This window comes from Bradyrhizobium yuanmingense (assembly GCF_029167105.1).
Taxonomy (GTDB): Bacteria; Pseudomonadota; Alphaproteobacteria; order Rhizobiales; family Xanthobacteraceae; genus Bradyrhizobium; species Bradyrhizobium yuanmingense_A.
In genome coordinates, this window is sequence record NZ_JARFML010000017.1 from 51276 (window position 1) to 71650 (window position 20375).

Annotated in this window: 16 protein-coding genes and 1 pseudogene; 8 read left to right on the top strand and 9 right to left on the bottom strand. The window is 64.5% G+C overall.

The window, feature by feature from the left end; all coding sequences use genetic code 11:
- Positions 1 to 133: 133 nt before the first annotated feature.
- From P0R31_RS22375 to P0R31_RS22395, 5 genes are all read right to left on the bottom strand, one after another.
- The gene (locus P0R31_RS22375) at positions 134 to 502 is read right to left on the bottom strand and encodes a hypothetical protein (protein ID WP_157285660.1); all 369 of its coding nucleotides are present in this window, start codon (positions 500 to 502) and stop codon (positions 134 to 136) included.
- Between the two features lie 102 nt (positions 503 to 604).
- A complete protein-coding gene (locus P0R31_RS22380) occupies positions 605 to 928 on the bottom strand; it encodes a hypothetical protein (protein ID WP_157285659.1) in 324 nt (107 codons plus the stop codon).
- Positions 925 to 1242 carry a YggT family protein gene (locus tag P0R31_RS22385; protein ID WP_157285658.1) on the bottom strand — a complete coding sequence of 106 codons (318 nt, stop codon included), beginning with the start codon at positions 1240 to 1242 and terminating at the stop codon, positions 925 to 927. Before P0R31_RS22385 ends, P0R31_RS22380 begins: the two co-directional genes overlap by 4 nt.
- Before the next feature lie 155 nt (positions 1243 to 1397).
- The gene (locus tag P0R31_RS22390; protein WP_157285657.1) at positions 1398 to 3377 is read right to left on the bottom strand and encodes a sodium:solute symporter family protein; all 1980 of its coding nucleotides are present in this window, start codon (positions 3375 to 3377) and stop codon (positions 1398 to 1400) included.
- A 16-nt stretch (positions 3378 to 3393) separates the two neighbouring features.
- Positions 3394 to 3672 carry a DUF4212 domain-containing protein gene (locus P0R31_RS22395; RefSeq protein ID WP_275516446.1) on the bottom strand — a complete coding sequence of 93 codons (279 nt, stop codon included), beginning with the start codon at positions 3670 to 3672 and terminating at the stop codon, positions 3394 to 3396.
- Positions 3673 to 3951: 279 nt separating this feature from the next.
- Here P0R31_RS22395 and P0R31_RS22400 point away from each other — a divergent pair, with 279 nt between their 5' ends.
- From P0R31_RS22400 to P0R31_RS22410, 3 genes are all read left to right on the top strand, one after another.
- Complete coding sequence (locus tag P0R31_RS22400; RefSeq protein WP_275516320.1) at positions 3952 to 4560, top strand: hypothetical protein; 609 nt, start codon at positions 3952 to 3954, stop codon at positions 4558 to 4560.
- A 70-nt stretch (positions 4561 to 4630) separates the two neighbouring features.
- A complete protein-coding gene (locus P0R31_RS22405; protein ID WP_275516322.1) occupies positions 4631 to 6766 on the top strand; it encodes a DUF294 nucleotidyltransferase-like domain-containing protein in 2136 nt (711 codons plus the stop codon).
- A gap of 185 nt (positions 6767 to 6951) precedes the next feature.
- On the top strand, positions 6952 to 7632 hold the full coding sequence (locus P0R31_RS22410) for a response regulator transcription factor (RefSeq protein WP_275516323.1): 681 nt from the start codon (positions 6952 to 6954) through the stop codon (positions 7630 to 7632).
- A gap of 4 nt (positions 7633 to 7636) precedes the next feature.
- On the opposite strand, the gene P0R31_RS22415 is transcribed toward P0R31_RS22410, so the two are convergent.
- The gene (locus P0R31_RS22415; protein WP_275516325.1) at positions 7637 to 10468 is read right to left on the bottom strand and encodes an ATP-binding protein; all 2832 of its coding nucleotides are present in this window, start codon (positions 10466 to 10468) and stop codon (positions 7637 to 7639) included.
- A 195-nt stretch (positions 10469 to 10663) separates the two neighbouring features.
- Between P0R31_RS22415 and P0R31_RS22420 the strand changes: the two genes are divergently transcribed.
- The 4 genes and pseudogenes from P0R31_RS22420 to P0R31_RS22435 all read left to right on the top strand — a co-directional run bounded on the left by P0R31_RS22420 (position 10664) and on the right by P0R31_RS22435 (position 13627).
- Positions 10664 to 11083, top strand: coding sequence for an organic hydroperoxide resistance protein (locus P0R31_RS22420; RefSeq protein ID WP_275516327.1), 420 nt, complete (start codon positions 10664 to 10666; stop codon positions 11081 to 11083).
- Positions 11084 to 11118: 35 nt separating this feature from the next.
- Complete coding sequence (locus tag P0R31_RS22425) at positions 11119 to 12150, top strand: alpha/beta fold hydrolase (protein WP_275516329.1); 1032 nt, start codon at positions 11119 to 11121, stop codon at positions 12148 to 12150.
- A 72-nt stretch (positions 12151 to 12222) separates the two neighbouring features.
- Positions 12223 to 12786: a cytochrome P460 family protein gene (locus P0R31_RS22430; protein ID WP_275516331.1), complete on the top strand. Its 564-nt coding sequence runs from the start codon at positions 12223 to 12225 to the stop codon at positions 12784 to 12786.
- 18 nt (positions 12787 to 12804) lie between these two features.
- Positions 12805 to 13627 (top strand): annotated as a pseudogene (locus P0R31_RS22435) (SDR family NAD(P)-dependent oxidoreductase).
- A gap of 7 nt (positions 13628 to 13634) precedes the next feature.
- On the opposite strand, the gene P0R31_RS22440 reads toward P0R31_RS22435, so the two are convergent.
- A complete protein-coding gene (locus P0R31_RS22440) occupies positions 13635 to 17144 on the bottom strand; it encodes a PAS domain-containing hybrid sensor histidine kinase/response regulator (protein WP_275516332.1) in 3510 nt (1169 codons plus the stop codon).
- Positions 17145 to 17341: 197 nt separating this feature from the next.
- Positions 17342 to 18571 carry a 5-aminolevulinate synthase gene (hemA, locus tag P0R31_RS22445; protein ID WP_275516333.1) on the bottom strand — a complete coding sequence of 410 codons (1230 nt, stop codon included), beginning with the start codon at positions 18569 to 18571 and terminating at the stop codon, positions 17342 to 17344.
- A 270-nt stretch (positions 18572 to 18841) separates the two neighbouring features.
- Between hemA and P0R31_RS22450 the strand changes: the two genes are divergently transcribed.
- Positions 18842 to 19267, top strand: coding sequence for a type II 3-dehydroquinate dehydratase (locus P0R31_RS22450; protein ID WP_275516334.1), 426 nt, complete (start codon positions 18842 to 18844; stop codon positions 19265 to 19267).
- 38 nt (positions 19268 to 19305) lie between these two features.
- On the opposite strand, the gene P0R31_RS22455 is transcribed toward P0R31_RS22450, so the two are convergent.
- Complete coding sequence (locus tag P0R31_RS22455; RefSeq protein ID WP_275516335.1) at positions 19306 to 20367, bottom strand: MBL fold metallo-hydrolase; 1062 nt, start codon at positions 20365 to 20367, stop codon at positions 19306 to 19308.
- Positions 20368 to 20375 lie beyond the last annotated feature (8 nt).

Below are 20375 nucleotides of genomic sequence, written 5' to 3' on the forward strand. Positions count from 1 at the left end.
GTTCTTCCTTTGGAAGACACAGCCGCATCTCGGCTTCGGTGGTGGTCTTCTGGTCCGCGCCTCCCGCTTTCAGGATAGGCACCAATGCCAATCTTTGGCGCAAATGGTTGCCTCGCGCCTTCCGAAGTCTAGACTAAAGTCCAATGAAGGATAAGGCCAACGCGATCGTCCACATCACGATGGAAATGATCGCGGTCCAGCACGCGAACAGAAGATAGGTTTCCCGCATGACTGCTGAGATCGTTTGCTGCGCATGAGCTTGAGGCGGACGGCGCTCCTTGGGAAGATAAAGCCACATCTCGGTCCGGCGGTGATCCTTGGTTCGGGCTTCGCGGGCCTTGAACGCGAGCACAAGCGTCATTGTCATGCTGAGAAAACCTCCCGCCTGAAACGCGGCGCGCGGGAGGAAGGACAGGCCGATCATGACGCAGAAGATGGCTAACGAGGCGAACCCGCAAGCGCGCAGCACAATCGCATAGGCGATACGGCGCACCTCTTCCATGAGCCGCTACTCCGTCGATCGAAATTGATCAGCCACATCGATTGAGGGAACTGAGCCCAGCCTAGCGCCGGCAGAAGCGGTCCTCAACCATGCGATGAATGGCTACAGTCCGATCTGGAGAAAGTTCCCGACGGCCGGAAGCGCGAGGATCGCGGTGCCGGCAAGCCACAGCCACAGCGAGACATTGTTCGACTCGGCGGTGCCTGTGATCCGCTCATAGATCGCCGCCGGGATTCCGCCAAGAATGACTGTGGCGGTCGAGACCATCAGCGAGGCGAACATCAGCGTCAGGGACAGATTTCCAAACAGCAGCGGACCGGCGAGCATCTGCACGTAAAGGAGTGTGAAGATCAGCGCCAGCTGGTTGAATATGCCGTTGATCATTCCGAAAAACGCAATTGCTACGAAATAGTAGTTGCGGCTCATCCGGCCGCTCCGCCGAGCCGAGGGGCGAGATTGAACAACAGCAATGTGTAGTGAAACGCGACGCGCAGCCAGAACAGCCAGACGAAGCCGAACAGCCACAGTACGACCGGAGGAGTTACCCTCGGTGTCACGACCGCGACGGCCGCTACGACGGGATCGGTGATTCGGCAAAAGAATCGCCAGATGTAGTTCGGCGAGTCCGCATCGACCATCAGACCCAGCAGGACGCGGCCAAGCAAGGTGTACATCAATGCCGCCAGCAGGAAATTGGGCAGGTGGAAGTACCAGTATGCGGCTAGTGACGTTGTGTCCAAGGACGCTTCTCCTCGCGACCGGCAGCTCAATCCTCAACCGGCATCTTGTGCGACAATGGCAAGGGCATTGTGTCCCGACAAGACTGGCATTTCAGACAAGACAAAGACGGGGCCCAAGGGGGGGCCCCGTCTGGCGACTTTGGCGCTGCGATGCCTCAGGTAGTCTTTTCCTCGAGCACCGTCCTGCCTCGCGGCCTCCTGATGTCATCGACATAGGCCTGCATTTCCCTCGACGGCTCCCTGCCGAGCAGGCTGACGACATAGATGACGAGGAAGCCGAGCGGGGCTCCGAGCAGTCCGCAGGCGATGTTGGTAAGGTTGAACCAGCCGACCTTGTTGGCCAGCGGGTGCGCGAGCGTCGGGAAGCTCTCCATGGCGTTGGGCAGCGCCATCGCCTTGGCGATATCGACCAGCGGCGCACCGGTGGCCGGATTGAGCAGCGACGTCATGCCGAAGTACTTCACGCCCGCACCCGGGAAGTAGCGCGTGGTCACGAGGTAGAACAAGCAGAGCCCGAAGCCGGCGATGATGCCGCAGACCGCACCGGCCGCCGTCGTGCGTTTCCACCAGACACCCATCACGAGGGCCGGGAAGTTGCCCGCCATTGCAAGCGAGAATGCCCAGCCGACCATGGCCAGGATGTCCGCGGGCTTGGTAGCTGCCGTCGCAGCCGCGACCACGGCGACGCCCACGAGAAGAACACGCGCCACCGTGAGGCGGCGGATGGTCGGCGCGTTCGGGTCGATCATCTTGTAGTAGATGTCGTGCGACAACGCGTTCGCGATGGCGAGCAGCAGCCCGTCAGCGGTGGACAAGGCGGCGGCGAGACCACCGGCCGCCACGAGACCCGAAATCACATACGGAAGGCCCGCGATTTCCGGCGTCGATAGCACGATCACGTCCGTGTTGATGACGAAGTCCTGCAGCCGCACCACGCCGGGATGTCCGGCAATCGCCTTGCAGGCCGCAACGACAGCATCAATGCTGGCCGCGTTCTTGCCGCAGATCTGGATCAGCCCAAGCTCGCCCCAGGTGAATAACCATGGGCGGATTGCCGTCAGGTCCCTGCCGATGATGTTGGTATAGACCTCCAGCTTGGAGAAAGCCGCGTAAGCCGGCGCCGAAAAGTACAGCAGGAAGATGAACAGCAGCGACCATGCCACGGACTGGCGCGCCTCACGCACTGACGGCGTGGTGAAATAGCGCATCAGGATATGCGGCAGCGAAGCCGTGCCGACCATCATGCACATGATGATCGCGAAAAAGTTGAGCGGGCTATAGTTGATGAACGGCTGGATATGCGGCTTGAGCGCCGCGGCTGTCGCCAGACCCGACGCCAGCATCCCCTGCTCTCGCGCGGTGATGTCGGCGATCGCCTGTCCGTAGGTGAGCTGCGGAAGCGGAATTCCGTACTTCATGGTGGACAGGATCACGATCGGCGTCAGATAGGCGATAATGAGAACGATGTACTGCGCGATCTGCGTCCACGTCACCGCGCGCATGCCGCCGAGCATGGCGCAAAGCAGGATGCCGACCAGGCCCGCGAACACCGCAAGCTCGAACTGCATGCCGAGGAATCGCGATGCGATAAGGCCGGTGCCGTAGATCTGCGCCGTCACATAGGTGAAGGAGCAGGCAACCAGCACGATCACACCGAGAATTCGGGCAAAGTTGCCGCCGTAACGGAACGACAGGAAGTCGGGCACCGTATAGGCACCGAACTTGCGCAGATACGGTCCGATCAGGATCGACACCAGCACAAATCCGCCAGTCCATCCAAGCACCCAGGCGAGGCCGTCATAGCCAAGCAGGAACAGGGTGCCGGCCATGCCGACGAAGGATGCCGCCGACATCCAGTCGGCGCCCGTTGCCATGCCGTTGTAGAAAGCGGGGACGCGCCGGCCGGCGACGTAGTATTCCGAGACCTGCGCGGTTCGCGTCATGACGCCAATGATGGCGTAGACCGCAAGCGTGAAGAACACGAACAGGTAGCCCAGGATCTTGTTGGGAACGCCGGCCTGCTCGAGAAATGCAAGCAACAGGATGAATGCGAGGAACCCACCCGTGTAGGTGCCGTACATCTTGCCCAGATTCTTGATGAAGTCCGAAGTGCTTGTCGTGGCTTCCGTGGCCATGGTCCGTCTCCTCCCCTCAATCGTCCTCAGCAAAATCAAATTCGCGATCGATCCTGTCCTGCTGTTTCGCAAACACGAACAGCATCACCACGAACACGATAAGCGACCCCTGCGCCGCCATATAGAAGCCGAGCGGAAAACCGAGGATCGGGATGACCATCTTGTTGAGGGGATCCACGAACATATGGATGATGAAGCCGAAGAAGAACCAGATGCCGAGATGCGTGAACATCAGGCGCGAGGTCTTCGCCCAGTGCGCTACTTCTCTCTCTTTCAGATTTGTTGAGTCGATCATGGGTTGCAATCCTCCCTCAAGAGCCGGTTCGCCAATGCGCCGGAATTGAACGGTCGAGGGATTGCAATCCCACAACTGCGGCGTCCCCCGCGCCGCTGCTTCCGTCGATCTTTTGCCGATTGGAAGCGAGCTGAGGCTAACACTGCAGGTTACCAAGGCTTATTATACTTTCGGCGGGAAAATTTGTTGCAGCTGCTAATAGCGATGCTGCATTGAAACATGGAGTTTCCAGATGGTGGCCCTTGCCGAACGCACCGGACGATCTGGCAGGTTAGGCAAATGAAGCTGTTCGAAGGGTTCTTTCGTCCCCGGCCGCCGATTGGCGATCGCAAGGCGCTTGCCGACTTCATCGACGCGCAGTCGGCATTCATCGTGCAAAAGGGCATTTACGAGTATTCGCGTGCCCGCGCGGGCCATTACGCCAAGGTGCTGTTTGCCGAGGAAGGCTTTGCACAAGCCGTCGAACGGTCGCGCTGGCAGGCTTATCCGCTCGGGCTTGCGATGGTCGGCGAGATGGTCGAGGGGGTATTGCGCCCACATGCCGGCATGCAGCGCCGGGCGGTTCTCGACCAGATGATCCTCGTCGTCCTCTCGGTTTTCGACCGTTACCCCGTGCCGCCGTCGCTCGGCGAGGACGCCTGGCTTGAGGCCCGGCGCGAACTGGAGCAGCGGCTCGACCTCGTTGGCGGGCATGCGCCCAAGCGCGTGATGGACATTCCCGAGCCGCTGGCGGAAACCTATTTTGCGATAATGCCGATCCACGAAAAACTGCGCGGACGGGATTTCGAGACGATCCGCAATTACCTGCGTGTCAGCCTGTGCAACATCCATGACGAATTGGTCGATCGTATCGATGCGGCTGCGGTGACCAACACGCTGCTGGCGTAGGATCGCCCGGCCTCTGCCAATGCCCGGTTTGCCGGCCGGCATCACGGTCCGGGCCTTCCGAGGGAGGACAATGGTTACGACAAGTGGTGCTGCCCCGCTTTTGTCGCTCGACGCCGTTGTCATCGATGCCGAAACGACTGGGCTCGATCCGCGCAAGGCGCGGGTGATCGAGCTTGCCGGCGTGCGTCTGTCGGCCGGAAAGCTGGCCGATGGCGGTTCGTTCGTTCAATTGCTGAGTCCGGCCGGCCAACCGATCCCCGCCGAAACGACGCGCATTCACGGCATCGATGATGCCATGGTCGCTGAATCGCCGCTGTTCGTGGATGTGTGGCCGCGTTTCGAGGCATTCCTCGGCCGGGCGGTCGTCATCGGGCACATGATCGGTTTCGATCTGGCCGTCCTGAAGCGCGAATGCGATCTGGCGGGATTGCCATGGTCCCGGCCTCGAACGCTTGATACCAGACTGCTTGCGGAGATCGTTGCGCCGGACCTCGGCGGATACCAGCTGGAGAATCTTGCGGCCTGGCTTGGCATTGACGTGGCCGGCCGGCACTCCGCTCTCGGCGATGCGATCACGACGGCACGGATCTTCCTGGCGCTGCTGCCGAGGCTGCGCGAGCACGGCATCCGGACCGTTGCGGAGGCCGAGCGGGTCTGTCGCGCGCTCACCACGGTGCTCGACGATCAGGTGCGGATGGGTTGGGTCGAGCCGATCGAAGCGACGGCCCGTATCGATGCAGAGCAAACGCTGAAGCGGTTCGACGCCTACGCCTATCGCCACCGCAACCGCGACATCATGCGGTATCCCGTCATTTTCGTCGGTCCAGACGTTTCGGTGAGCGACGCCCTGGCGCGAATGACCAGCGAGAGAATATCGGCTGTGTACGTCGGTGCGGCGGATGCGGCCGCCGACGATATCAAGGCCGTCGAGGCCGGGATCGTTACCGAGCGTGACGTGCTGCGGGCGATCGCCCGGCTCGGTGCCCCCGCGCTGGAGCTGCCGGTGCACCGCATCATGAGCAGGCCGCTGGCGGCGATTCCCGAGGACGCGCTCGTCTATCGCGCGATTGGCCGGATGAATCGCCTCAAGACCCGCCATCTCGGCGTCGTCGATGAGGCCGGCCGGGTGGTCGGTGCGTTGTCCGCACGGGACCTGCTGCGTCTGCGGGCAGGGGAGGCCATATCGCTCGGCGACGAGATCGAGGATGCCGCGGATACGCAGGCATTGGCGCTGGCCTGGGCGAAGCTGCCGCGGGTTGCGGAGGTGCTCCTGGCGGAAGGATTGTCCGGGCGTCAGATTGCGGAGGTGATCTCCAGCGAGCTCTGCGCCCTCACCCGTCAGGCCGCCGTGATCGCCGAGCGGATCATGCGGGATCGCGGTCGGGGCGCGGCCCCAACGCCATACACGCTGATCGTGCTCGGGTCTGCCGGGCGCGGCGAAAGCCTGCTGGCGATGGATCAGGACAATGCCGTGATCTTCGCGCAAGGCGAGCCGGGAGGCGACGAGGATCGCTGGTTTGAGACGTTCGCAGTTCACGTTGCAGATATTCTGCACGAGGCCGGTGTGCCCTATTGCATGGGGGGCGTCATGGCGAAAAACCCACCCTGGCGCGGCTCGGTTGCAACGTGGCGGGACCGCATCGAGCACTGGGTCTGCCGCTCCAGTCCAAAGGATCTGCTGTCGGTCGATATCTTCTTCGATCTCCGGGCCGTTCATGGCGACGGCAGCCTTGCCGTCGCGGTCAGGCAGGCGGCTTTCGCGGCAGCCGAGGGGCAGGTCGCGTTCGCCAAGCTTCTGGTCGAAGGGATCAGCGTCCCTGCGAGCCTGAAATTCTTCGGCGGCATTCGCACTGACGGCGGTCGCATCGACCTCAAGGCGGCAGGGCTGTTCGGCCTGGTCGCTGCGGCGCGTGCGATGGCGATCCTTTACCATGTGATGGGACGATCGACATCGCAACGCCTCGCGGGCGTGAAGGCCCTGGTTGGCCGTGGCGAGACCGATCTCGATGCGCTCGACGAGGCCCATGGTATCTTTCTGAAGCTGATTGTGTCGCAACAGATTGCGGATGTGGCGCAGGGGACGCCGCCCTCCAATGCGGTGTTGGTCAAGCCGTTGTCGGCCCGTGATCGCGAGCGATTGAGAGCAGCGCTTCAGGCGGTCGCTGTGATCGAGGAGTTGACCCGGGACCTGCTGTTCAGGGACTGATGAAACCCGTCAGTGGCTTTTTGCGCTGCAACATCAATTGGTTCGCGCCTGTGATTAACTGCCTTGCGACTACGGGCGGAAGGTTGCCTTGCAAGACGGCTCCAGTCAGTAAACAATCGCCAATTGCTGCTTGATCAGCAACGAGTTGAACTTCTTTCCCGATCTTTCGTCGGCCTGCGGAACAGATGACTGCAACAGCCAATGCAAACACCCATCTCGTCATCGCCGATGATCATCCCCTGTTCCGCGATGCGCTGCGGCAGGCGGTGGCGGGCGTCCTTCCCGCGGCACAGATCGACGAGGCCGGATCCTTCGAGGACTTGACCAAGCTTCTGGAGCAGACCTCCGAGGTCGATCTGGTGCTGCTCGACCTCTCCATGCCCGGGATCTCCGGCTTTTCCGGCCTGATCTATCTGCGTGCGCAATACCCGGCGATCCCGGTCGTGATCGTCTCGGCCTCCGACGACAGCGCCACGATCCGCCGTTCGCTCGATTTCGGCGCGTCCGGTTTCATTCCCAAGCGATTCGGGGTCGAGACCTTGCGCGACGCCATCCTCAAGGTGATGGAGGGCGACGTCTGGGTCCCCGCCGATACCGATCTGTCCGTCGCCGCCGACCCCGACATGACCCGTCTCCGCGACCGCCTGGTGACGCTGACGCCGCAGCAGGTTCGCGTCCTGATGATGCTGTCGGAGGGCCTTCTCAACAAGCAGATCGCCTACGAGCTCGGTGTCTCCGAGGCCACCATCAAGGCTCATGTCTCGGCCATCCTGCAGAAGCTCGGCGTCGAGAGCCGGACGCAGGCGGTGATTGCCGCGGCGAAGATCGCCGGCGGCCAGTGGAAGCAGGGTACGCCGACGGGGTGATCCGCTACAGCGTGGTCAGAAACGCGCTGGCCGCTCTGATATCCGCCGTTTCGGAGCCCTCGGCAAAGCCCTCGAGCGCCGATTGAAGCCATCGCTTCGCCTCGTCGCGCTGCCCGCGTCCGGCAAACAGCCCAGCGAGATCGATCGCAGCGCGCAGCTCCCAGGCCGTGGCGCCTTGCCGGCGACTGAGATCCAGGGATTGCATGAAGTGGGCTTGTGCCCGCTCGACGTCGGGCTCTGGCAGCGACAACAGAACTCTGCCTTTCATCCGCAGCAACTCGGGCATGTAGAGATGATCGCCGCTCTGATCGACGAGGCGGATCGCATCGTCAATCAGGTGTGCGCTCTGCTCGGTCCGTCCGAGCGCCAACAAGCCTTGAACCAGCGCGATGTTGAAAGTCGTGGTGAGCAGTTCGTAGCCGGCCTCGTGGAGATCGCGTAGGCAAGCGAAGATCGTATCGACGCCTTGCGCGGCGTCTCCCCGCCGGATCGCCAGTTCGCCTTTCACGCCGCGGCCCACCACGAGATAGGGGCCCATTGAGCGAGATTCGGCATGCGCGATGAACTGGTCGATGCTCTGTTCCGCGCCGTCGAGATCGCCGTCCCAGAGCGAGATCGAGACCGCCCAGATCAGGGCGATGCACAGCGTGATCGGATGCTCCATCTGCGCGGCTTCAGTCACCGTCTGCTGCGCCAGCTGCCGCGCGTCCGCGGGACGGCCCTGCAACCAGAGTTCGCGCGCCAGCGTGATGCCGGCCCGGTTGCGATGATCGAAGCCATGGATGGTGCTGATTCGTTCGGCGCCCGGCCCTTGCCATGCGACCTCCAGCATCTTCAGGGCGTCGCGGTGCTGGCCGGCCAGATGTAGCGAGACCCCGAGCAGCGAATGGGCGAGGACGATCGAGCCGGGATCGCCGAGCGGCTGCGCGACCGCAAGGCTCTGCTGCGCATAGCCAAGCGCGGCATCGAACTGCCCCATCCGTTCGTGGAAGATGTGCATGCGGCCGAGCAGCTGGAGCTGGTTCGGCGCGTCGCCGCGCGCCTCCGCGATCGCAAGGCTCCTGCTCAAGGCCACGCGCGCCGCCTCGCTGCCGCCGCGCGTGAACATCAGGGTCAGCCCGAGGGCAGCCTGGATATGCATTTCATCGGCGCTGCCGCGCGCGGACGGGGTCATGGCAAGCAGTGCCCGTTCCGACCAGCGCCGGCATTCGATCAAGAGGGACATCGCGAGGAAGATCGGCGCTGCCGCGGCGGCGAGCGCAATGCCGGCGTTGGCGTCGCCGCCCGTGCCAAAGCACCAGTCCAGCGCGGCACGCACGTTGTGGAGCGCGGAGAAGTGGACCGCCCGTTCGTCGGCGTTCGGCGTTGCCGCCCATGTGCCGCCGGCCTGCTCCAGCCATCGCCGGTAGTAGGTCGCGTGGCGGGCGGCGAGCGAGGCATCGTTCGGCTCGATCTCGAGCAGGTAGGCGCGCGTGGTATCGAGCAGACGGTAGCGCATCATGGCGCCGATCGGCCGCGGCGCGACCATCGATTTGGCGACGAGATTGTCAATGGCATCGAACAGGCGGGAGCGATCGGCACGTTCATCGGGGACGACCTCGAGGGCGGCGTCGAGGGTGAAGTGACCTGCGAAGACCGCCAGCCGCCGCAGCACGAGGCGCTCGATGTCCGACAGCAGCCCGTAGCTCCAGTCCAGCGTCGCCCGCAACGTCTTCTGCCGCGGCGGCGCGGTGCGCTGGCCCTGCCAGAGCAGATTGAGACGCTCGTCGAGCAGCGCGGCCGTCTGCTCCAGGCCGAAGGCTTCGACCCGGCCGGCGGCGAGCTCGATCGCCAGGGCCATGCCGTCGAGCTTGCGGCAGATGCCGGCGACGAGCGCGGCATTGCCATCGTCGAGCGCGATCTGCGCGCCGCCAGCGGTCGCCCGTTCGATGAAGAGCTGAAGCGCGGGATAGGTCTGCGCGGCCGCCGCGGTCAGCCCGGCACTATCAGGCGGTACGGCGAGCGGTGCCAATCGATAGACCTGCTCGCCCTCGACGCGCAGGGCTTCGCGGCTGGTGGCGAGGATGTGGACATCAGGCGCAGCGTGGAAGATCGCCGAAGCCAGCGGTGCCGCCGCGACGATGACATGCTCGCAATTGTCGAGGATGAGCAGCAACCGCTTGTCGCGGAGATGCGCGAGCAGCGCGGGCAGGGGATCGTCGGTCTCGGCCGGCAAGCCGAGCATCAACAGGATCGAGGTGATCACGAGATCGGGATCGCTGAGGGCGGCAAGGTCGACGAAATGCGCGGCGTCGGAGAACGGCGCGAGCAGGTCGTGGGCGATCGCCACCGCGACGGCAGTCTTGCCCACGCCGCCCGGACCGACGATCGTGACGAAGCGCGAGGTGAGAAGCTTGTCGGAGATGGTGGCGACCGCCTGGTCGCGCCCGACCATCCGTTGCAGCCGATTTGGCAGCTTGACCGGCGGCAATTCCATCGGCGGGGACGAGCGCCGCGCCGCCGGAAGCTGCGTGTGCGAGGTCGGTGCCACGAAGCAATAGCCGCGCCCGGAGAGCGTCGTGATGTATCGCGCTCCGTCCTTGCCGTCGCCGAGCGCCTTGCGGAGAGCGGCGATATGAAAGCGCAGATTGGCCTCCTCGACGGTGATGCCGGGCCACACCAGCGCCATCAGATCCCATTTGCTGACGACCTCGTTCGGCCGCGACATCAGTGCGATCAGCGTGTCGAAGGCCTTCGCACCCAGCGGCACCGCGAGGCCGTCGCGCGTCACGAGCCTTTCATGTGGCGCCACGGTGAATGGTCCGAACGAGAGTCTTGGCCCGGTCGGCGTGGTCATCGCGAAATCTTGCTCATTTGCGAATCGGATAGCCAGAGGGCAGTCATCCCGCAAGGCCTGCGTTGCATCGGCCTCAGACCTTGTTTGCAGACCTCGCATCAGCTTCTGCGCCGGCCTCACAATTTCTCACAAGTCCAAACGGGTCTCCGGAGCGCGTCGCTGCTAGTCAGTTTGCGCGACGGCAAGGAGCTCTTCATGACGCAAACGGCAAAACTGCTCTACACGGCCCGGACCCACACCAGCGGCGGCCGGCACGACGGCATATCGCGCAGTTCCGACGGTCGCCTCGACGTCAAGCTGTCGCCGCCGGGCGGGGCCGGCATCGGCACAAATCCCGAGCAATTGTTTGCGGCCGGCTGGTCGGCCTGCTTCGAAGGCGCCATGGAACTCGCCGCGCGCAAGCAGAAGGTGAGCCTTCCCAGGAAAAGCGCGATCGACGCGGAGATCGATCTGGTGCTCGACGAGGGCGCCTACGCGCTGAGGGCGCGCCTCAATGTCAGCCTGCCGGGACTCGACCCCGAGATCGCACGCGGCATCATCGATGAAGCGCATCAAACCTGCCCCTACTCCAAGGCCGTCCGCGGCAACATCGACGTCACGGTCGCGCTGATCTGACGCACCATCATCAACCACGACGAGGTAACACCTTCATGAAACGGATCATCGATCAGCACCGCCGCCAGTTTCTCGGCATCGCCACGGGAGCTGCCGCCGCCGGTATCGGCATGATCGCGTTCGCGCGTGCCGAGACCGAACCGCAGCGATCCCAAGCGTCGAATGCGTCCTTCGGCACGATCAAGCAGATCGAAGCCGGCGTCCTCAATGTCGGCTATGCCGAGGCGGGTCCCTCGAACGGTCCGGTGGCGATCCTGCTGCATGGCTGGCCCTACGACATTCACGCCTTCGTCGAGGTCGCACCGATCCTGGCGCAGGCCGGCTATCGCGTCATCATCCCTCATCTGCGCGGTTACGGCTCGACGCACTTCCTCTCCAGCGAAACGCCGCGCAACGGCGAGCCTGCGGCCATGGCCGCGGACATCATCGCGCTGATGGACAAGCTCGAGATCAAGAAGGCCGTCGTCGCCGGCTTCGACTGGGGCGCACGCACCGCCGACATCATCGCCGCGCTATGGCCGGACCGTTGCCGCGCGCTGGTATCGGTCAGCGGCTATCTGATCTCCAGCCAGGCTGCCGGCAACGCGCCGTTGCCGCCGCAGGCGGAGCTGCAATGGTGGTATCAGTTCTATTTCGCGACCGAGCGCGGCCGGGCCGGATACGAGAAGTACACGCACGATTTCGCCAGGCTGATCTGGAAGCTGGCCTCGCCGCAATGGAAGTTCGACGACGCCACCTTCAACAGGAGCGCGGCGGCGCTCGACAACAGGGATCATGTCGCGATCACGATCCACAACTATCGCTGGCGGCTCGGGCTCGCCCAGGGCGAGGCAAAATACGAGCATCTCGAAAAGAAGCTGGCCGCAGCTCCGCAAATCGAAGTGCCGACGATCACGATGGAGGGCGACGCCAACGGCGCACCCCATCCCGATCCCAGCGCCTATGCCAGGAAGTTCTCAGGCCGATACGAGTTTCGCCTGATCACCGGCGGCGTCGGTCACAATCTGCCACAGGAAGCGCCGCAAGCCTTCGCCAAGGCCGTCATCGACGCCGACGGCGGCGCCTGAGGATGTTGTCTGCCTCCGGTCCAGTCCGGCTGGACCGGAGGATTTCCGTCGCTCCGAGCCTGTTGAGAGATCATGACCCCGCCCGAACCCGAAAAGAAAACCTTCGCATTCTCCACGGTGATCGTTCTTGCCGTGGTTCTCGTCGTCATTCTGCTGACCTGCGTGCCGTATCTCGCCGCGATCGTCTCGGCGCAGACGCGGGCTGAAAGCACGGCCGCCAACGCCTCGCCGATCTTCGGCGTCACGATCCCCGCCGGCTACAAGCAGTGGGAGCTGATCGCGCCGGCCGAGGAGGCTGCGCCGCTCGACGAACTGCGCGCTGTCGTCGGCGACCAGACTGCCATCGATGCCTACCAGGCCGGCAAGCTTCCGTTCCCGGACGGGACCGTGTTGGTCAAGCGCGCTTGGAAGCGGAAGCAATCACCTGAATTTGCATCCGCGACGATCCCCGGTGCTGCTACGACGGTCCAGGTGATGGTCAAGGATTCCAAGAAATATGCCTCCACTGGAGGCTGGGGCTTTGGCCGCTTCATCAACGGCAAGCCGGTTGACGAGGCCCAGCACCGCACCTGCTGGGGCTGTCACGAAGCCCGTGCCAAGAGCCACGATTACGTGTTCACGCGGCTCGCGCCTTAAGTCCTTTCGGAGACTGGAATGAAGACCTGGTTCATCAGCGGCAGTTCGCGCGGGTTGGGGCGCGCCATCACGGAAGCCGCACTCGTTGCGGGCGACCGGGTGGTGGCCACGGCTCGCAAGCTCGACCCGCTCGAACCGCTGCGCGAACGCTTCGGGGAAAGACTGCGGCTGGCAACGCTTGATGTGACCGACGAAGCGGCAGCGCAAGCGGCGATCGACCTCGCGGTGGAAGCCTTCGGCGGTCTCGACGTCGTCGTGAACAATGCCGGCTATGGCGATCTCGGCTCGGTCGAGGACACCAGCCTCGCCTCGTTCCGGCAGCAGATCGAGGCCAATCTGATCGGCACCATCATCGTCACCAAGGCGGCGATCCCGGTGCTGCGCAAGCAGCGCCGCGGGCACATCATGCAGGTCTCGTCGGTCGGCGGCCGCATCGGCGCGCCGGCCCGCGCGCCCTATTCGGCGACGAAATGGGGTATCGAAGGCTTTTCGGAATCGCTGGCGCGCGAGATGGCGCTGATCGGCGTGCATGTGACCATCGTCGAGCCCGGCGGCTTCCGGACCGGCTTTGCCCAGACCTCGCATGAGACCGACGAAGGACGTCCGGAGTACGACGCGGTGGTCGGTGCCGCCCGTCAGGATGCAGCGCGACTACGATGGCCGTCAGCCCGGTGATCCCGCCAAGGCGGCCGACGTGGTATTGCAGCTCGCGAACATGGATCACCCGCCTCTGCGCATCGCGCTCGGCAGCGATGCCGTCAACGCCATCGCGGCGACGGACCGGCAGCGTCTCGACGAGCTGGAGAAATGGCGCACGCTCAGCGTATCGACCGACTACTGACGGCGTCCTATTCCGCGGCGACCATCTGTTGCGTACGCCATTGCCCGAGCAGGGCGCGCAGCGAGGCCGGCTTCACCGGCTTGTTGAGCACCGCGATCTTCTCGTCACGCGCGGCGACCTGCACGGCCGGGCTGCGATCGGCGGTGATCAGGATCGCAGGGATGGTATCGCCGAAACGGCGGCGGATCTCGCGGATGGCGGCTATGCCATTGCCGCGATCGAGGTGATAATCGACCAGAAGGCCGGTGACGCGGCGGCCGGCGGTTTCGATCGCAGCTATCGCGCCTTCGGGATCGGCGACCGCGATCACCTCGGCGTCCCAGGCCTTGAGCAGCGTGCGCATGCCGTCGAGGATCGCCGCATCGTTCTCGATGCAGACGATCAGCGCGCCCGAGATCGGTGTGCGCGCCAGCGGCGTCGCGCTGGTCACGGCCGCGGTGTGGGTGACCGCCTTCGCTGTCGGCACGGTCACCGAGAACACCGAGCCGCCGCTTCGATTGCCGTCGATGGCGATGCCGTGCTTGAGCACGCGGGCAAGGCGTTCCACGATCGAGAGCCCAAGGCCCAGACCGCGCGCGATCCGCGCCCCCTGCTCCAGGCGATGGAATTCCTTGAAGATCTCGCCGCGCTTGAGCGCGGGGATACCGACGCCGGTGTCGTAGACGCAGATCTTGAGCGAGGCGCCGCGGCGGCGGCAGCCGACCAGCACGCGGCCGCGCGGGGTATACTTGATCGCGTTCGAGATCAGGTTCTGGAGCAGGCGCCGCAGCAGGAGCCGATCCGACTCGACCGGCAGCGAGCAGGGCACGAAGGCGAGCTCCAGGCCCTTGGCGCGCGCGATCGGCGCGAACTCGATTTCCAGCGACCGCATCAGATCGGCCATCTTGAAGCTCGAGATCGAGGTCGCCATCGCGCCGGCGTCGAGCCTGGAGATGTCGAGCAGCGCGCCGAGGATCTCTTCGATCGCCTGCAGCGATTCGTCGATGTTCTCGACCAGCCGCGTCTCCTCGCCATTGTGCTGGCGCTCGACGAGGCTCGTGACGTAGAGCCGCGCCGCGTTCAGCGGCTGCAGGATGTCGTGGCTGGCGGCGGCGAGGAAACGCGTCTTGGAGATGCTGGCGTCCTCCGCCGCGCTCTTGGCGATGGCCAGCTCGGAGTTCAGCCGCGTCAGCTCCTCGGTGCGGTCGCGCACGCGCTTTTCCAGCGTCGCATTGGCGCGCTCCAGCGCTTCGGCGGCTTCGAAGGTCGGCGTGACGTCGGTGAAGGTGATGACGAAGCCGCCGCCGGGCATGCGGTTGGTGAGCACTTCGATCACCATGTGGCGTTCCGGCAGGCGCTCGAGATAAGGCTCGCTGTCGGTGGTGTAGGCCGCAAGGCGCCGTTCCAGCAGGGCCTCGCGCTCGAGCGGATCGTTCGGATCGCCGAGGCCGATGAATTCCAGGATCTCGCGCAAGGGCGTGCCGAACTGGATCAAATGCAGCGGTACATTGAGGAGGTCGCCGAACTGGCGGTTGGAGCAGATCAGTTGCAGATCGGCGTCGAACACGGCGATGCCCTGGCGCACATGGTTGAGCGCGGTCTGCAGGATCTCTCGGTTGAAATGCAGCGCGGCGTGAGAATCGTCGAGCAGCTTCAGCGCGGCCTTGGCGGAGACCGTCCGCTTGCGCAGCAGCAGCGACATCACGAGGCGGGAGGAGGCCGCGCCGATCGAGGAGGCAATCAGATGCTCGGCGTGTTGCAGCAGCTCGAAATCGGCGGGCGCACCGGGCTCCAGCCGCACGTTGCGCCGCGCCGAGAAGGCTTCGAAGGAGTGCCGTGCGCGGTCGGGCCCGAGATACTGCGCCACCGTGGTCTGGATGTCCTGCACGGTGACTGTGGTGCGCCAGCGGCGGAAGCTCGGGGAGATCGGTGCGAGCGTGTCGGGCACGAACAGATCGGCCTGCAGCAGCTCAATGGAAGACGGCCGGCGCGCCAGCGACAGCAGCACATAGGTCAGGATGTTGAGCGACAGCGACCAGATCACGCCGTGCATCAGAGGCGGCAGGTCGGCGCCGAACAGTGCCTGCGGCCGCAGCGCCTCGATGCCGAACGGGCCGTGCTGCAGCAGCAGGATGCCTGACGTCGAGGAATCCATGAAGCTCGGCATGAACAGCGTGTAGAGCCACACCGCAAACCCGACCAGCATGCCGCCGATCGCCCCGCGCGCGGTCGCGCGCCGCCAGAGTAGGCCGCCGAAGAAGCTCGGGGCGAGCTGGGCGATGGCGGCAAAGGAGAGCAGGCCGATCGCCGCGAGCTGGGTGCTGCCGAGCGCGCGATAGTAGAAATAGGCCATCACCATGATGGCGAAGATCGCGAGCCGGCGCGAGCGCAGCAGGAAGTTGCTGAAATCAGCCCCGCCGGCGCGCCCCTCCGGCCGACGTTTCAGCACCAGCGGCACCACGAGGTCGTTCGAGACCATGATGGAGAGCGCGACGCATTCGACGATCACCATGGCGGTCGCCGCCGACAGCCCGCCGACGAAGACGGCGACGCTGAGCAGGTTCGCGCCGCTCTCGATCGGCAGGGCCAGCACGTACATATCAGGGTCGGCCGTGCCGAACGGGAAGGTCACGAGGCCGGCGAGCGCGATCGGGATCACGAACAGGTTGATGGCGACGAGGTAGAGCGGAAACAACCAGCGCGCGCGGCCGACCTCGGCATCCGAGGAATTCTCCACCACGCTGACGTGAAACTGGCGCGGCAGCAGCATGATCGCGCAGAGCGACAGCAACGTCATGGTCAGGAAGTTGCCGATCGACGGCGAATAATTGATGGCGCGCACCGCTTCCGGCGTCCTCATCGCGCGCTCGATCAATTCATGCGGCGAGAACATCCAGAAGGTGACGAAGATGCCGGCAGCCAGGAAGGCGACCAGCTTGATGATGGATTCGGTCGCGATCGCCAGCATCAGGCCGTGCTGGTGCTCGGTCGCGTCGGTCTGTCGCGTGCCGAACAGCACAGCGAAGGCCGCCATCGTCAGCGTCACCATCAGCGCCATGTCGCCCAGGATCGGGATGTGCGAGAAGGCCTGGTCTTCGCTTAGGATTGTGCCCAGCGAGGAAGCCACCGCCTTGAGCTGGAGCGCGATATAGGGCACCGAGCCGATGATCGCGATTGCGGCGACGGTCGCCGCCACCGCCTGACTCTTGCCGTAGCGGGCCCCGATGAAGTCGGCGATCGAAGTGATGTTGTGGGCTTTCGCCAGCTGGATCACGCGTCGGAGCACCCCGGCCCCTAGGCCGATCATCAGGATCGGGCCGACATAGATCGCGAGGAAATCGGTCGAGGTGCGGGTGGCGAAGCCGACCGACCCGAAGAAGGTCCAGGACGTGCAGTAGATCGCCAGCGACAGCGGATAGATCAGCCCGGAGGCGCGGCCGCGCCCGGCCGGCGAGCGGCGGTCGCCGTGGCTCGCCACCAGGAACAGGAAGCCGATATAGCCGAAGGCGGCGGCGATCACGCCCCAATCGTGCAGCATGGGTCGGGGGCTCTCTCCCTGGGCGCCGGCGGCGCCCGAGCTCATTTTCCCTGTAAACCTAGCGCGTTGAGCGAGTGCAGGCGACAGCGAAATGCCGGGTGGCGGCAGGAACTGCAGGCGTCGTTAAGCGGTGAGGCGAGCTGTCCGCCCGCTCTTGCCCTCCCTGGAGGGGCCCTCCAGGGGAGGGTAAAAGAGGCCTACTCCGCGGCCAGCGACTTCGCGCGCAGCGGCAGGCCGAGGCGGTCCCACACTTGCAGCAGCGCTTCGGCGAGCTGATCGATCAGGCCGTCGTCGTGATAGGGAGAGGGCGTGATGCGCAGGCGCTCGGTGCCCTTGGCGACGGTCGGATAGTTGATCGGCTGGATGTAGATCCCGTGCTGTTCGAGCAGCAGGTCGGAGGCCTGCTTGCACTTCTCGGGATCGCCGACGAACAGCGGTACGATGTGGGTGTCGCTCGACATCACAGGCAGGCCGGCGGCATTGAGGATCGCCTTGACGCGGGCGGCACGGTCCTGGTGGCGCTCGCGCTCCCAGCTCGACGTCTTCAGGTGCCTGATTGCGGCGGTTGCGGCCGAGCAGACCGCCGGCGGCAGCGCGGTGGTGAAGATGAAGCCCGGCGCATAGGAGCGCACGGCGTCGATGATCTGGCCGTTGGCGGCGATGTAGCCGCCGAGACAGCCGAACGCCTTGGCCAGCGTGCCCTCGAGAATGTCGATGCGATGCATCACGCCGTCGCGCTCGGCGATGCCGCCGCCGCGCGGGCCGTACATGCCGACGGCGTGGACTTCGTCGACATAGGTCATCGCGCCATATTTCTCGGCGAGATCGCAGATCCTGGCGAGCGGCGCGACATCGCCGTCCATGGAATAGAGACTCTCGCAGACGATCAGCTTCGGCCGATCGGGGCCGGCCGCTTTCAACAGCTCTTCGAGATGCGCAACGTCGTTGTGGCGGAATACGATCCGCTCGCAGCCGGACTGGCGGATGCCCTCGATCATCGAATTGTGGTTGAGCTCGTCCGACAGGATCAGGCAGTTCGGAATGAGCTTTGCGATGGTCGGGATGCCAGTCTGGTTCGAGACATAGCCCGAGGTGAACAGCAGCGCGGCTTCCTTGCGGTGGAGATCGGCGAGCTCGGCTTCGAGCTGCACCAGCGGATGATGCGTGCCGGCGATGTTGCGGGTGCCGCCGGCGCCGGTGCCGACGCGCGTGGCAGTCTCGACCATGGCGCCGACCACCTTCGGATGCTGGCCCATGCCGAGATAGTCGTTGGAGCACCAGATCACGACATCGCGCTTGCCCTTGGGCGAGTGCCAGACCGCATGCGGGAACCGGCCGGCCGTGCGTTCGAGGTCGGCGAACACGCGATAACGCCGCTCGGTGTGGAGACGATCGAGGGCGGAATCGAAGAATTGGGCGTAATCCATCGGCAAACCTGCAACGGAACCTGACCAAGGGGACGCGTCTACTTAGAGCTTTTCCAGCTCCAATGTCTATGCGCTATCCCACATTTGGATCTGTGGGGCATTTGGGCAAAATGCCCTATCCGGCGCGTCTCAGTTTGATCCCGATCAATCCTGCGCGACATGTAATGCTGCTCTGCACCATCTGCTGGGGCGAGGCTTCAACCCCAGCCTATGGTCTTCAGTCCGGCGCGCGCTTTCCTTGCTCAACCAGGCTCTCGAAAGGACCCTTCCATGAAGCGCGTGATGATCCTCAACGGTCCCAACCTCAACATGCTCGGCATCCGCGAGCCGCACATCTACGGCGCGACGACGCTCGCGGAGGTCAACGCGAGCTGCGAGGACGCAGCCGCCAGGCTCGGCCTCAAGCTCGCCTTCCACCAGTCCAAGGGCGTGCTGGTCGATCTGATCCAGTCGGCGCGGCAGGACGCGGACGCGATTGTCATCAATCCGGCCGGTCTCTCCTTCACCTCGGTCTCGATCATGGACGCGATCAAGACGTTCGAGGGTCCGGTGCTGGAGGTGCACATCTCCAACATCCACGCCCGTGACGAATATCACCGGCACTCCAAGATCTCGTTCGTGGCGACCGGCGTGATCTGCGGGCTCGGGCCGTTCGGCTACATCGTGGCGCTGCACGCGATCGCGAATATGAAGTGAGGTCTGCTCCCTTTCCCCGCAGAGGAAAGGCGAAGAACTCACGTCGTCCGAAACTGCAGCACGCCGTTCTGCATCTCGGGCGTGAGGCGGCCCTCGACGATCATGTAGTTGACGTGGGCGACGAGCTCGCCGGCGGCAAAGCCCATCTGGTGCTCGTCCAGCACGTGCTTGTTGAATACGACGGGCACCAGGGCGCGCGAGGTTTGCGGCACCTCGCGGCAGGCTTCCGCGATCAATCGGCAGCGCTCTTCATGGTGATCGGCGAGCTGCTTGATGCGGGTTTTCAATCCGTAGAACGGCACACCATGGCCAGGCAGCACCAGCACGTCATAGGGCAGCGTCGTCGTGAGGCTGGCGAGCGAGGCCAGATATTCGCCGAGCGAATTCTGGTCGGGCTCGACCGCCCAGACGCTGACATTCGGCGAGATCTTGCTCAGCACCTGGTCGGCGGAGAGGAACAGTTTGTCGTCGGCACAATACAGCATCACCTGGTCGAGGGCGTGGCCGCCGCCGGTGATGACCTTGAAGCGGCGCGTGCCGATCACGACGTCGTCGCCATGCGAGATGCGGCGATAGGACGGCGGCAGCACCGAGACGCGCTTCAGATAGTCCTGGCCGCGACCGAGCAGCTTTTCGGTGAGCGACTCGTCCATGCCATGGCGGCGGAAGAACAGCCGCTGCGCCTCGCGCCGCTCCTCGGTGCCGCGGTTCTGGTGATAGACCGATTGCAGATATTCGACCTGCGACATCACCAGCGGGCAGCCGAACCGTTCGACGATCCAACCGGCGAGACCGACATGATCCGGGTGGGAGTGCGTGACGATCAGGCGCGTGATGTTGATGCCTTTCAGCGGCCCGTCGAACAGCTTCGTCCAGGCCTCGATCGTCTCCTCGTTGCCGAAGCCGGCATCGATCATCGCATAGCCGTCGCCATCGGCGAGCAGGTAGATGTTCACGTGGTTGAGGCGGAACGGCAGCTTCAGCCGCGCCCACAACACGCCGGGCCGCACCTCGACCACCTGTTCGGGGCCGGGATGCTGTTCCCAGGGGTAGCGCAGGGCCTCGGCCGAGGACTGCGGGGTGTCGGTTTTCGAGCTCATGCCATCGG

Coding starts and splice junctions, on each gene's coding strand:
- P0R31_RS22400 (WP_275516320.1), top strand. CDS start 3,952: ATGAAGCTGTTCGAAGGGTTCTTTCGTCCCCGGCCGCCGATTGGCGAT.
- P0R31_RS22410 (WP_275516323.1), top strand. CDS start 6,952: ATGACTGCAACAGCCAATGCAAACACCCATCTCGTCATCGCCGATGAT.
- P0R31_RS22390 (WP_157285657.1), bottom strand. CDS start 3,377: ATGGCCACGGAAGCCACGACAAGCACTTCGGACTTCATCAAGAATCTG.
- P0R31_RS22375 (WP_157285660.1), bottom strand. CDS start 502: ATGGAAGAGGTGCGCCGTATCGCCTATGCGATTGTGCTGCGCGCTTGC.
- P0R31_RS22450 (WP_275516334.1), top strand. CDS start 18,842: ATGAAGCGCGTGATGATCCTCAACGGTCCCAACCTCAACATGCTCGGC.
- P0R31_RS22425 (WP_275516329.1), top strand. CDS start 11,119: ATGAAACGGATCATCGATCAGCACCGCCGCCAGTTTCTCGGCATCGCC.
- P0R31_RS22430 (WP_275516331.1), top strand. CDS start 12,223: ATGACCCCGCCCGAACCCGAAAAGAAAACCTTCGCATTCTCCACGGTG.
- P0R31_RS22420 (WP_275516327.1), top strand. CDS start 10,664: ATGACGCAAACGGCAAAACTGCTCTACACGGCCCGGACCCACACCAGC.
- P0R31_RS22380 (WP_157285659.1), bottom strand. CDS start 928: ATGAGCCGCAACTACTATTTCGTAGCAATTGCGTTTTTCGGAATGATC.
- P0R31_RS22455 (WP_275516335.1), bottom strand. CDS start 20,367: ATGAGCTCGAAAACCGACACCCCGCAGTCCTCGGCCGAGGCCCTGCGC.
- P0R31_RS22395 (WP_275516446.1), bottom strand. CDS start 3,672: ATGATCGACTCAACAAATCTGAAAGAGAGAGAAGTAGCGCACTGGGCG.
- P0R31_RS22405 (WP_275516322.1), top strand. CDS start 4,631: ATGGTTACGACAAGTGGTGCTGCCCCGCTTTTGTCGCTCGACGCCGTT.
- hemA (WP_275516333.1), bottom strand. CDS start 18,571: ATGGATTACGCCCAATTCTTCGATTCCGCCCTCGATCGTCTCCACACC.
- P0R31_RS22440 (WP_275516332.1), bottom strand. CDS start 17,144: ATGCTGCACGATTGGGGCGTGATCGCCGCCGCCTTCGGCTATATCGGC.
- P0R31_RS22415 (WP_275516325.1), bottom strand. CDS start 10,468: ATGACCACGCCGACCGGGCCAAGACTCTCGTTCGGACCATTCACCGTG.